The sequence below is a fragment of the Aristaeella hokkaidonensis genome, from assembly GCF_018128945.1.
Lineage (GTDB): Bacteria > Bacillota > Clostridia > Christensenellales > Aristaeellaceae > Aristaeella > Aristaeella hokkaidonensis.
The window spans coordinates 326300-339127 of sequence record NZ_CP068393.1 but is presented as its reverse complement, the minus strand read 5'-3'; the positions used below and the strand labels follow the sequence as shown (position 1 = coordinate 339127).

Here is a 12828-nt window from a genome sequence, read left to right as displayed (position 1 = left end):
CAGAAAGGAAAAGGCTTTTTTGCCTTTTCCTTCCGGCGTGAAAATGACTTTCTGCCTTCTGTATTATTCCTGCCACTTCAGGATGATCTCTTCGATGGTGCCGTTGTCGATCAGCTTCTGCAGTTCAGCGTTGAAAGCGTCCAGCAGTTCGGTGTTGCCCTTGGCGAAACCGAAAGCGAAGTTTTCAGGCGTATAGTCGGTCTTGAACATCTCCAGTCCGGGGATCTGCTTCACATAAGCTTCGCCGACCATGTCGTCCACGATGATGCAGTCCACCTGGCCGTTCTGCAGGGCCTGGAACGCAAGGGAGTATTTATCGTAGGAGGTCACGTGATCTTCGCCGAAATTGTCAACGGCCAGGTCCTTGCCTGTGGTACCGCTCTGGGCGCCGATCATCTTTTCACCCAGGTTCTCCATGGTGATGTCCGCGCCGGTCTTGAACACGATGCCCTGCACGATCGTCACATAGGGGATGGTGAAGTCCATGCTGGCCTTCCGCTCTTCCTTGATGGTCACACCGGAAACCACGGCGTCAGCCTTGCCGGCGCTGGGAGCAACCAGAGCGCTGTCAAAGTCGATGGCGTAGGGTTCAGCAGTCAGACCCAGGTTCTCGCAGATGATCGCCAGGATGTCGGGCTCAATGCCGATGACGTTGTCATTGTCATCCGTGCTTTCAAAGGGCGGGAAATCGGGGCTGGTGGCATAGATGAACTTGCCGGCTTCGATTGTCTTATACTCAGCGGCAGCCGCGGCTACGCTCAATACCAGGGCCAGTGCCAGAACCAGTGCCAGAATCTTTTTCATTGTGAGTGCCTCCTCATTTCTGTTCTTTCCGTTAGGATTGGCGTCAGTATAGCACCCGGCCACACCCTTGTCAACACATTTTATGCATTTTTATACAATTATTTTTGTTTTTCATGAATATTATGCATAATTATAACAATTATTCATGCATTTCCGCTGTATTTATGCATTTGCAGCTTATAAGCCGGCAGCAAGTACCTGCTGACCTTACTGAAAAAAGAAAAACCGCCCGGCATACACAGCCGGGCAGCTTCTTACTTTTCTTCCTGATCAGAGGGCATGACAGCACGGTTCATCCGTTCAATCGCTTCTTTTTTGATCCCGGGAGTCAGGCGGAAACGGGTCGGATCAAAATCCGGGGTTTCCGGTTTCATACGGAACACTCCGTACTTGATCGGCACGCCGAGTGCCGTGTACTTTTCCTCGTGTTCGCTGATGTAATTGGGCCGGAAACCGTCCGCATGCAGGTCATAGCCGAGTTTCACCGGTTCAAAGCCGCACAGGTCAAAATAGGCCAGCGAATCCTCAAACAGCGTATCGTCATCCGTCTTGAACCAGATCTCCCCGCCTTCCTTCAGGAAGGTACGGTACTGCATCAGCTGCCGCGGATGGGTCAGACGGCGCTTCTCATGTTTCGGATGCTCGGTCCAGGGATTGCAGAAGTGGATATAGATGCGCTCTGCCTGTTCCTGCGGGCCGAACACCTGGTCCACAAAGCAGATATCCGCCATAACCAGCTGGACATTGCCGGGGTTCTCCCCGCAGGCGTCCACAATGTTCCGCCGGGCAACGCCCAGGATGTCTGCGCTCAGGTCCGCAGCCACAAAGTTGATCTCCGGATTGTCCGCGATCATTTTGGCCGTGCTGAGAGCCTTGCCGCAGCCCATTTCAATGTGCAGCGGCAGGTCAGGGTTGGCAAAGCGGGGACGCCAGGTTCCCCTCAGCGCGCCGGTCTTTGCGTCCGGTCCCTTGATCGCATCAATAAAGAACGGGCAGGCCTGAAGTTCAGGTCTTGCCCATTTCTTGGTTCGCATGTGCATCGGTCTAAATCCTCACAGATCGATGGAGTCTTTGGTTTCGGTGGCTTCCGTGAACAGCGGACGCAGTTTTTCCGCCAGCGCGGTCACCTGTGCGCCACAGCGGCCGGTATACTTTGCCGGATCCAGCACCGCCTGCATCTCCGCTTCGGTCAGGCCGAAATCCTTTTCCGCGGCCAGCCGCGCCAGCAGGTCACAGGGCTCGCCCTGCTTCATCTTCTCGGTTGCGGCCATGGAGCAGCGGCGGATGATTTCATGCAGTTGCTGCCTGTTTCCGCCCCGCTTCACCGCTTCCATCATCAGGTTTTCGGTAGCCAGGAAGGGCATATACTCCCGCAGGGTCTTGTCGATCACCTTTTCGTTCACCCGCAGGCCTCCGGCAATGTTCCGGACCAGGCGCAGGATCGCGTCCGCGCACAGGAAGGCTTCCGGCAGGGAGATCCGGCGGTTGGCGGAGTCGTCCAGCGTCCGTTCCATCCACTGCACAGAGGCGGTCAGCGGCGCGTTCATTGCGTCCGCCATCAAGTAACGGGCCAGGGAGCATACGCGTTCGCAGCGCATGGGATTCCGCTTGTAAGCCATGGCGGAAGAGCCGATCTGGTTTTCTTCGAAGGGCTCGTCGATCTGGCGGTCATGCTGCAGCAGGCGGATATCGTTCGCCATGCGGTAGCAGCTCTGGGCCAGGGCGCTCAGTGCGTTCAGGATGCGGCTGTCCGTTTTGCGGGGATAGGTCTGTCCGGACACGGTGAAGCACTCGGAGAAACCGAAGGTGCCCGCAATCCGGCGGTTCATTTCATCAATCTTTGCTTCATCTCCCTCGAACAGATCCATGAAGCTGGCCTCGGTACCGGTGGTGCCGCGGCATCCCAGGAAGCGCAGGTGATCGATCACAAAGTCGATCTCTTCCAGGTCAGAGGCCAGGTCCTGCAGCCAGAGGGAAGCGCGCTTGCCCACGGTCACAGGCTGTGCCGGCTGGTAGTGGGTATAGCCCAGCGTGGGCATATCCTTGTACTTCTCCGCGAAGTCGCATAGGCTCTTCATGGCGCCCAGCAGTTCTCCGCGCAGGTACTTCAGGCCGTCCCGGTAGATCACCAGGTCGGCGTTATCGGTCACATAGCAGCTGGTGGCGCCCAGGTGAATAATGCCTGCCGCGGAAGGAGCAACTTTGCCGTAGGCATAGACGTGAGCCATAACGTCATGGCGGACTTCCTTTTCCCGCTCCCGCACGCAGTCATAGTCGATATCCTCGATATGGGTGGCCAGTTCGTCCACCTGTTCCTGCGTTACCGGCAGGCCCAGTTCCATTTCAGCCTTGGCCAGGGCAACCCAGAGGCGTCTCCAGGTCCGGTAGCGCGTATCGGCGGAGAACAGCTCCAGCATATATTTGGAAGCATACCGGGAGGACAGTGGGGTTTCATACTGCTGTGTCATCGTTTTTCTCCATTCTGTATCGTGTGTCTTCCGTAAACCTCAGTTGGCTTATTACCGCATAATGATGCTGTCTCTTTCCGGTCCGACAGAAACCCACTTGATGGGGCAGCGGATCGCCTTTTCGATCATCTGCACATAGGCCTTGGCTTCCTCAGGCAGGTCTTCCCAGGTGCGTACGCCGCTGATGTCCTTCTTCCAGCCCTTGACGGTTTCAATCACGGGCTTGCAGTCATCCAGCGCCGCCGGGAAGGGGAACTTGTCCGTCAGCTCGCCGTTCAGCTCATAGTGGGCGCAGACAGGAATCTCATCCAGGTAGCTCAGCACGTCCAGCTTGGTCAGGGCAATCTCCGTAGCGCCCTGCACCTGCACGCCGTAACGGGTGGCCACCAGGTCCACCGGACCGACCCGGCGGGGTCTGCCGGTCTTGGCGCCGTATTCATGTCCGGCTTCACGCAGCTTCTCCGCTTCCTCACCGAACATTTCGCAGGTGAAGGGGCCTTCGCCCACGCAGGTGGAATAAGCTTTCACAACGCCGATAATCCGGTCCAGCTGCGCGCTCGGCAGGCCGGAGCCCACGGGTGCGTATGCCGCGATGGTGTTGGAGGAGGTGGTCATCGGATAAATGCCGTGATCCAGGTCACGCAGGGAGCCCAGCTGGGCCTCGAACATAATCCGTTTGCCGTTCTCTTCCGCTTCCCGCAGCAGGTCGCCGGTATCGCAGATATAAGGCTTAATGGCTTCGCAGCTGGTGTTCAGCCAGTTTTCAATCTCATCCCAGGTATAGGGTTCAGCACCGTATACGCCCTTGATGATCAGGTTCTTCCACTCCATCAGGTCCTTCAGGTGGGCACGGAGCCGTTCCGGATAGAACAGTTCGCCTGCCATGACGGTCTTCTTCTGATACTTGTCAGAATAGAAGGGGGCAATACCCTGTTTGGTGGAGCCGTACTTCTTGTCAGCCAGGCGCTGTTCTTCCAGCTCGTCAAGCCGGCGGTGCCAGGGCATCAGCAGGGAGGCACGGTCACTGATTTTCAGGTTTTCGGGAGTCACGGCAACACCCTTGTCTGCAACGTCCTTAATCTCATTCATCAGGCTTTCCGGATCCATGGCAACACCGTTGCCGAGAATGTTGATCACATTCTTCCGGAAAATGCCGGAGGGCAGCAGATGCAGGGCAAACTTTCCGTGCTCATTGATAACGGTGTGGCCGGCGTTTCCGCCGCCCTGATAGCGAACCACAATGTCAATCTGCTCCGTCAGCAGGTCCACCATGCGGCCTTTGCCTTCGTCGCCCCAGTTGATTCCAACGATCGCTGTACAAGCCATTTTGTCTTCCTCCGGTCGTCATACTTGTGCCAAAAACACAACAAGTTATTTTACCGCCGAACCCATAGCGTGTCAATCATTCAGGCAATTCAAAAGCCGCCAAAAAACATAATCTTCGGCGGCTTTGAAAATCACATTCTTCCCTGTACCATCGTCAGTGCGATGCGTTTCTTCTGCTCATCCACACTGACCACCCAGACCTTCACGATATCCCCCACTTTCACAACCTCGGAGGGATGCCGGATAAACTTCTCCGCCATGCGGCTGATATGCACCAGTCCGTCCTGATGCACTCCGATATCCACAAAGGCGCCGAAGTCAATCACGTTCCGTACGGTACCGGTCAGTTCCATGCCGGGTTTCAGGTCCTTCATCTCCAGCACGTCCGTCCGCAGCACCGGCTTGGGCAGCTCGTCACGGGGATCCCGTCCGGGCTTGGCCAGTTCACCCAGCATATCGTTCAGCGTCGGAAGGCCGACGCCGATCTCCGCCGCCAGCTTTTCGTGGCCGTAGCGGCTGGCCCGGTGCACCACGTCCGCCGCGCCGCCCCGGATTTCCTTCATATCATAGCCCAGCTTTTCCAGCAGCAGCTTGGCCGCGTCATAGCTTTCCGGGTGCACCGCGGTGGCGTCCAGGGGATTCTTGCTGTCCATCACCCGCAGGAAGCCTGCGCACTGCTCATAGGCTTTCGGTCCCAGCTTCGGCACCTTCTTCAGGGCCGCGCGGCTGGCAATGCCGTTTTCTTCGCGATATGCCACAATGTTCTTTGCCAGGGCCGGTCCGATGCCTGCCACATGGCTCAGCAGCTCCGCCGAAGCCGTGCTGACCTCAACGCCCACCTGGTTCACGCACTGTTCCACCACGCCGTCCAGGGCCGCGGTCAGTTCATTCTGCTTCAGGTCGTGCTGATACTGACCCACGCCGATGGCCTTCGGATCAATCTTCACCAGTTCCGCCAGCGGATCCTGCATCCGGCGGGCAATAGAAACCGCGCTGCGCTGGGTCACGTCAAAGTCCGGGAACTCTTCCGCCGCCAGCTTGCTGGCGCTGTATACCGAGGCACCCGCCTCGCTGACGATCATATAGGCCACGCCCGGCAGTTCCGGCAGCAGGGATACGATAAACTGTTCGCTTTCCCGGCTGGCCGTGCCGTTGCCGATGGCCACCGCCGTAATGCCGTACTTATTCACAAAGCCCTTGATCAGCTTTGCCGCGGCTGCCTTGCCACCTTCATTGCCCGGCAGGGTGAAATAACCCACGCCGGTATCCAGCACTTTGCCGTTCTCGTCCACCACAGCCAGCTTGCAGCCCGTCCGGAAGCCCGGGTCCACGCCCAGGGTCACCTTGCCCTTGATGGGCGGCTGCATCAGCAGCTGGTGCAGGTTGTCGCTGAACACCTTGATTGCGCTGACGTTGGCCCGGTCGGTCAGGTCGTTCCGGATTTCCCGTTCCAGGGACGGGAATACCAGCCGTTCCCAGGCGTCCGCGCAGGCTTCCGCCACCTGCTGTGCGGCCGGGGTACTGTTCCGCACAAAGGCCTTGCGGATCGCGTCCTGGGCCTTTTCTTCCGGTGCCTCCAGGGTCACCTTCAGGAACTCTTCCCGCTCGCCCCGGTTCACCGCCAGGATGCGGTGCGCCGCAATGCTCCTTACCGGCTCCCGGAAGTCGTAATACATGCTGTATACGCTGTCTTCCTCTTTGGCCGCCTTGCTGTGCAGGACGCCTTCCCGGTTCAGCAACGCCCGCAGTTCCTTCCGGATCTCCGCGCTGTCGCTCACCGTTTCCGCCAGGATATCCCGTGCCCCGGCCAGTGCCATCTCCGCGTCGGGCACTTCTTTTTCCTCATTAATATACTTGGCCGCTTCCGCCGCGGGATCTCCCGCCTGCTGCAGCATCAGCCACAGGGCCAGGGGTTCCAGTCCCCGTTCCTTTGCCACGGTTGCCCGGGTCCGGCGTTTCGGCCGGAAAGGACGGTAAATATCCTCCAGTTCGCTGAGGGTCACAGCCTTTGCCAGCTGGGCCTTCAGTTCATCGGTCATGACGCCCTGTTCTTCCAGGGAAGAAGCAATTTCCTCCCGGCGCTTTTCCAGGTTCCGCAGGTATTCCAGCCGTTCTGCCATCTCCCGCAGCACCTGGTCATCCAGCGAGCCTGTCGCTTCCTTCCGGTACCGTGCAATAAAGGGAATCGTGTTCCCCGCGTCCAGCAGTTCCACCGCCGCCTGTACCTGCTGCGGCCGCAGCTTAAACTCCCCCGCCAGTCTGTTCACAAAATCCATTCTGTACTTCTCCTTGTCAGATATCTGTCCGAAATCGGACACCTTATTTCCTCATCCACAAACTAATTATGAATTATGAATTGAATATTGGCATCCGCAGTAGTCCTGCCGGTACAGCTCGTACTCCCTGGACAGTTCCAGGGACCGGAGGTATCCGTTCTTTTTCTTGAAGTCAGCAAACAGGTATTTCACCCCGTACCGTTTTCCAGCTTCCTCCCCGATCCGGTTCACGTTGTCCGCGTTCTTGTGCGGGCTGACCGAAAGCGTGGTCGTAAAATATTCAAAGCCGTGGGCTTTCGCCTGCTCCGCGGTATAGTTCAGCCGCATGGCAAAGCAGGCCAGGCAGCGTTCCCCGCCCTCCGGAGCGTCCGCCAGTGCCGGTGCGAAGGCATCAAACGCCTCGTGGTCATAATCACAGGGCAGCATCGGTATCTCTCCCGGCAGCAGCGTCAGCAGGCGTTTCTGCTCTGAAAGCCGGTGCAGGTATTCCTCTTCCGGTTCAATATTCGGATTGTAATACAGCAGTGTCACCTGGAAATGCTCGGTCAGCCGCTCAAGCACCGCGCTGGAGCATGGACCGCAGCAGCTGTGCAGAAGCAGTGTCGGTTTTCGGCCTTCCAGCCGTGCGATTTCCGCTTCCATCTCCCGCTGATAGTTTCTTTTCTCCATAGGCTCCACTCCTCTTTCTACTGCATGGCCAACTTTACACTTCTCTCCTTATAAAGTCAACTGAACACGTCCCCCGTCAATCGCTGTCCGGCTTTGTAAAATAGGCTTTGAAGCAAATATCACATTCGCCCGTTACGGGCGGATATTTCACATCGTGCGCAGCACGATATTTCATATGGAGGGCTCGCCCTCCATATTTCATGTTTGCCTTTGGCAAACATTTCATTTACCTGCTCACGATATTCCTATAAACTTGTACTATAAGACCTGATAGGAACAATCTATCTTTTACCTATTGACTTAGTAGGTTTACTATGATATATTGTCCGCAACACATCGAGGAGGTAAGGATTATGTCTAAGATTTACAAAGGCTCTCTGGAGCTGATCGGGAATACCCCCCTGGTCGAAGTCGTGAATATCGAAAAGGAACTGGGACTGGAAGCCACCGTCCTGGTGAAACTGGAATACTTCAATCCCGCCGGCAGCGTCAAGGACCGCATTGCCAAGGCTATGATCGAGGACGCTGAGCAGAAAGGTCTGCTGAAGGAAGGCTCCGTCATCATCGAGCCCACCAGCGGCAACACCGGTATCGGCCTGGCTTCCATCGCCGCCGCCAAAGGATACCGCATCATCCTGACCATGCCCGAAACCATGAGCGTGGAACGCCGGAACATCCTCAAGGCCTACGGTGCCGAGCTCGTGCTGACCGAAGGTGCCAAGGGCATGAAGGGCGCCATTGCCAAGGCTGAAGAACTGGCAAAGGAAACGCCCAACAGCTTCATCCCCGGCCAGTTCGTGAACCCCGCAAACCCCGCCATTCACCGGGCAACCACCGGTCCCGAAATCTGGAACGATACAAACGGCAAGGTTGACCTGTTCATTGCCGGTGTCGGCACCGGCGGCACCCTGACCGGTGTCGGTGAATACCTGAAATCCAAAAACCCCAGCGTGAAGGTTGTCGCCCTGGAGCCGGAAGATTCCCCTGTGCTGTCTGAAGGCCATGCGGGCGCTCATAAGATCCAGGGCATCGGTGCCGGTTTCGTTCCGGACGTGCTGAACACCAAGATCTATGATGAAATCTTCAAGGCCGCCAATGCGGATGCCTTTGCCACTGCCAAGCTGCTGGCAAAGAAGGAAGGCATCTCCGTAGGCATCTCCTCCGGTGCTGCCCTCTTCGGTGCCATCCAGCTGGCCAAGCGGCCCGAGAATAAGGGTAAGACCATCGTAGCCCTGCTGCCCGACAGCGGCGACCGCTACTACTCTACCGCCCTCTTTACTGACTGATTACAATGTATTCTGCATTGTAAGCATACAAACCACCTCCATACAAACTACCTCCAAAGAGCAACCCCCGCGGAAGGCCTCCCGCGGGGGTTCGCATATAATCGCAAAAACCGCACCCACCGGGTGCGGTTTTCTCCGCCATTCTTCATTTTTCATTCTTCATTCTTCTTTTTAGAAGATTTGAATCTCTGATTCAGATCTTCAGATCAACCCACTTCCCCTGTTTGAAACGCAGGGAAACCATGATAAACCGGGACAGCTGATCCGCAAGGATTCCCAGCCAGACGCCGGTCAGTCCCCAGCCGAGCACGTTCACCATCAGCAGGGTGGAGACAGTCCGGATTCCCGCAATGGAAATCATGGCTGCATACAGTACATAGCGTACGTCGCCCGCCGCCCGCAGGCAGCCGGTAAAGATAATCTGGCTGATCTGCAGCAGTACAATCACAATCAGGTACCGGCAGATCAGTTCGCCCATTTCCAGGATGTGAGGCTCGCTGAAATACAGTCCGTAGAACCATCGTCCGCCAAAGAACAGCAGCAATGCCAGGATAAAGGAAATCAGCAGGCCGATCCGCTGGCAGATACTGCCGTAGCGTTTAGCCCTTTCCTTCTGTCCGGCGCCCAGCGACTCACCCGCCAGCGCCACTGCCGCTACCTGCATGCCGTCCGCAAAGGAGAAACCAAGTCCCAGGATGCTCATGCCGATATTGTGCGCTGCGAACTCATCCGTTCCCAGCCGGGCCGCAATCATGGCCGTCGCCAGGAAGCCGACCCGCGCCGCGATATTCTCCAGGGACGTATTCAGCGCCAGATGCCAGATGGACTTCGCGCAGTCCCGTGAATAACGGAGTTTCAGCTGTTTCATCAGGGGGATCCGCACATAGCTGTTCCGGCGGAACAGGGAGGATACCGCCATACCGGCGGCCACCACTGTGCCCAGCACCGTGGCAATCGCCGCGCCCCGGATTCCCCAGGCCGGGAAGCCGAAGTGACCCTCAATCAGCAGATAGTTGAACAGGATGTTCACCACGCTGCTGGTCAGGTTCGTGGTCATGGACAGCTTGGTATTGCCGCTCCCCCGCTGGGCGGAATTGATCACCATGGTAATCACATTGAAGAATGTGCCGCCCATGATGATCTGGAAGTAGGTCACCGCCGCCTCATGCGTATCCGCGTTGCTGCCGGCCAGTTCCATCATCCAGGGAGCAAAAACCACAAACAGCACCGATACCACGACGCAGGCAATACAGGCCAGGATAATCGCCGTCAGCAGGATCTGGTTGGCTGTATCCTGGCGTTTTTCCCCCTTGCGGCGTGCCACCAGGGCAGAAACCGCCACATTGATCCCGAAGAAGATCGTTAGTCCGATAAACTTGGGCTGGTTGGTCAGGCCGACCGCCGCGATGGCATAGCTTCCCAGGGCTGAAACCATCATGGTATCGATCATGCCGGCCAGCGCCACGAAAAAGCTTTCCATCATCGCCGGCCAGGCAACAGACAGTGCCTTCCGGGTCATGGCTCCTGTGGAGGTTAACTCATAATTCATCGTTATTCACTCTATCAAAGGACTCTTTGTCAGGGTAATCCACTGAACAGCGATCAATGACTCAGAATCCGATCAGCAATAATTCTGAATTCATAATTCTGAATTAGTTAAAATCCGTGGCTGCTGCCGCCGCCGCTGAAACCGCCTCCGCCGCCACCGCTGAAGCCGCCGCCAAAGCCGCCATGGGATCCGCCGCCGGAAGAGCTGCTGTGATGCACCTTCCGGCTCAGTTTCTTGGCACCAATCACCGCGCCCATGCCCGCCGTGGCTGTGATAATCTCCGGCAGACTGACCTTAACTTCCTGTTCATGCCGTGTGGAAATGAGCAGATAGGCCAGCAGCAGGGCAACAACAATCGCCAGCAGTGCATTGCTGATATACTTCATCGGTCCGCTGACCGTTTCGCCCTTAAGCACCCTCAGCGTCTGGTTGAACGCGGTCATGGCACAGCGGGCATACTCTTTGTCAGAGGCATAGGTATAGACGTTGTCCACAATGATATTACCCTTGGCCTGGGTAATGGTCTTCCTCATATCACTGCTGGACCAGAGCATAATCTGCCTCGTCGTCATATCGATCATAAACAACGTGCAGTGCCCGGTGAACGTCTTGTTTGCCCATTCTTCCGCCTTGTCGCCCACGTATGCCCGTGATTCGCCATGATAGGTATAAAGGCCCACATTGCAGTAATCCGTGATTCCCATCATCGTGTTCATCACGTCATTGTATTCCGCGGCATCCAGCAGGAGTGCGCCATCGTCGATCACGGCAATATAGCCGGTTTCTTCATTGGTCTTTGTCAGTTTCTCAGCTCCCGCAAGACAGGGCATCAGCACCAGAAGCAGAAGGAAAGCAGCGATTCTTTTCACAGCAGCTCACCTCCCTGATGGCTTTCAAACTGAGGCAGCGTGTTCGAACAGGATTTGTTGTACAGTTTCAGCAGTTCCAGGCATTCCCAGATCACGCCGGCCATAATTGCCAGTGTCACGATATAAATCGGCATATCCGCGCTGTGGAAGGGATCCAGCAGCAGGATAGCCGTACCCGCGGCCATCGCGGCAAAGGTTACAAAGCAGCCGAACGGCAGTTTGGAACGGTCGCCCAGCGGCAGGATCATCAGCCCCATCACCACCAGCAGGGCCAGGGACCCGTATTTGTAAATGCGGATATTATCCAGGCCCGACAGGAGATCCATACTCAGATAGGAAGCCGCGCCCAGCGCAAAGATCCCCAGGTACCGGAAGATCCCGTGATTATTCTGGCGGGCTACCCGTTTTTCCAGCCGTTTCATCTTGTTGACCCGGTCCTGCACGTCCACCGTTTCACCCTGGATTACGGCTTCCATCATTTCCTTTTCTTTCATCCGGGTTCTTCTGGAATTAACGGCCCACTGGGCAAAGAGCGCCAGCAGCATGGCCGTAATCATGACCATTTCCGGACGCAGGGCCAGGTAGTTCTGGAAAAGGGCATACAGGGCCGCCGCCAGTGCCAGCGCCACCAGTGCGAACCGCGGAATATCCATCGGGATGTCCGCCCACATTTCACCGGTCACCGCGTTCTGTACCGCGTAAAGCACCCGTTTTCCGCTCTTCATGGACATAAACCATACCGGCAGGAGCGCGTCTCCGGTATAGGTTGCATGCGCCTTGGATGTCAGGGCCTTTTCCGCCTCCGACATGGAATAGGAAAGCGAGTCGTCCTTCAGCCTCGGCAGGGTATCCTCCAGTCCCTTACGGATAGCTTCGGACTTGGCATAGGGCACGTAAACATCCGGATCCGTATCCGCCACGTCCGCGTAAAAACCGCTCAGGTAGGCAGGCGAAAACGGAACCATCCGTTCCTGTGCGCCATGGGCAATCGAGATGGATTCAGAAATGTTATCCGGCATTTCCCGGGAGGCGTCATGCATAATCCCTTCATACCGGTGATCCAGTTTGACCTGTGTCTTGTAGTAGTATGTGGTATTGCCCTTGTCCTCATGTCCTTCAAGGGTCATGGTGCCATCCACGCTCGCGTTGTAAGTGTGGTAAGGCACATAAATACCACGGAAGCTGTCCGCTGAAATATGCTCCTTCAGCCGGTGATCGGCACAGAAGCTGCCCTTCAGCATGCTCTGGTATTTTTCAAAGCACTGCTCCCGGGTAATCTGGAAAGGAATCACCTTCTCCGGCGGATCATACTGTGCTTCCTGCTTTTCCAGCATCACAGAAGAACCGCAGTAGCTGCAGAAAGCAGCCGCGGCGGTATTCAGCGCATGGATTCCCGCGCCGCATGTCGGGCAGGTCAGCAGTTCCATATCGAAGCTGCTTCCCGCCTGCCGGGCTTCCTTCTCGTCCGCCTCAGCAATGCTCATGGTTCGATCGCAGCGATTGCATTTCAGCATCTGGCTGGGGATATCAAACAACATCTGGGACCCGCACCCGGGACAACTGTACATGAGTGTTCCTCCT

The 12828-nt window shown here is 56.7% G+C and carries 10 protein-coding genes; 1 reads left to right on the top strand and 9 read right to left on the bottom strand.

What is annotated here, in order from left to right:
* Positions 1–63 precede the first annotated feature (63 nt).
* The 6 genes from JYE49_RS01505 to JYE49_RS01480 all read right to left on the bottom strand — a co-directional run bounded on the left by JYE49_RS01505 (position 64) and on the right by JYE49_RS01480 (position 7543).
* Positions 64–804, bottom strand: coding sequence for a transporter substrate-binding domain-containing protein (locus JYE49_RS01505; RefSeq protein ID WP_093956511.1), 741 nt, complete (start codon positions 802–804; stop codon positions 64–66).
* Between the two features lie 254 nt (positions 805–1058).
* Positions 1059–1838 (bottom strand): tRNA (guanosine(46)-N7)-methyltransferase TrmB, encoded by a 780-nt coding sequence (gene trmB / locus JYE49_RS01500; RefSeq protein ID WP_283399325.1) that lies wholly within the window; start codon positions 1836–1838, stop codon positions 1059–1061.
* A gap of 18 nt (positions 1839–1856) precedes the next feature.
* Complete coding sequence (gene purB / locus JYE49_RS01495) at positions 1857–3272, bottom strand: adenylosuccinate lyase (RefSeq protein ID WP_093956513.1); 1416 nt, start codon at positions 3270–3272, stop codon at positions 1857–1859.
* A 51-nt stretch (positions 3273–3323) separates the two neighbouring features.
* Positions 3324–4598: an adenylosuccinate synthase gene (locus JYE49_RS01490; protein WP_093956514.1), complete on the bottom strand. Its 1275-nt coding sequence runs from the start codon at positions 4596–4598 to the stop codon at positions 3324–3326.
* 131 nt (positions 4599–4729) lie between these two features.
* Entirely contained in the window at positions 4730–6874 is a 2145-nt protein-coding gene (locus JYE49_RS01485) for a Tex family protein (protein ID WP_093956515.1), read from the bottom strand.
* Positions 6875–6940: 66 nt separating this feature from the next.
* Complete coding sequence (locus JYE49_RS01480) at positions 6941–7543, bottom strand: epoxyqueuosine reductase QueH (protein WP_093956516.1); 603 nt, start codon at positions 7541–7543, stop codon at positions 6941–6943.
* 353 nt (positions 7544–7896) lie between these two features.
* Between JYE49_RS01480 and cysK the strand changes: the two genes are divergently transcribed.
* Positions 7897–8829 (top strand): cysteine synthase A, encoded by a 933-nt coding sequence (cysK, locus tag JYE49_RS01475; RefSeq protein WP_093956517.1) that lies wholly within the window; start codon positions 7897–7899, stop codon positions 8827–8829.
* Positions 8830–9022: 193 nt separating this feature from the next.
* On the opposite strand, the gene JYE49_RS01470 is transcribed toward cysK, so the two are convergent.
* The 3 genes from JYE49_RS01470 to JYE49_RS01460 form a co-directional block, all read right to left on the bottom strand.
* Complete coding sequence (locus JYE49_RS01470) at positions 9023–10378, bottom strand: MATE family efflux transporter (RefSeq protein WP_283399326.1); 1356 nt, start codon at positions 10376–10378, stop codon at positions 9023–9025.
* Positions 10379–10485: 107 nt separating this feature from the next.
* Positions 10486–11247, bottom strand: coding sequence for a TPM domain-containing protein (locus tag JYE49_RS01465; RefSeq protein ID WP_093956519.1), 762 nt, complete (start codon positions 11245–11247; stop codon positions 10486–10488).
* Positions 11244–12815, bottom strand: a complete 1572-nt coding sequence (locus tag JYE49_RS01460) for a hypothetical protein (RefSeq protein ID WP_093956520.1) — start codon at positions 12813–12815, stop codon at positions 11244–11246. The genes JYE49_RS01465 and JYE49_RS01460 overlap by 4 nt, the downstream gene beginning before the upstream one ends.
* Between the last annotated feature and the right edge of the window lie 13 nt (positions 12816–12828).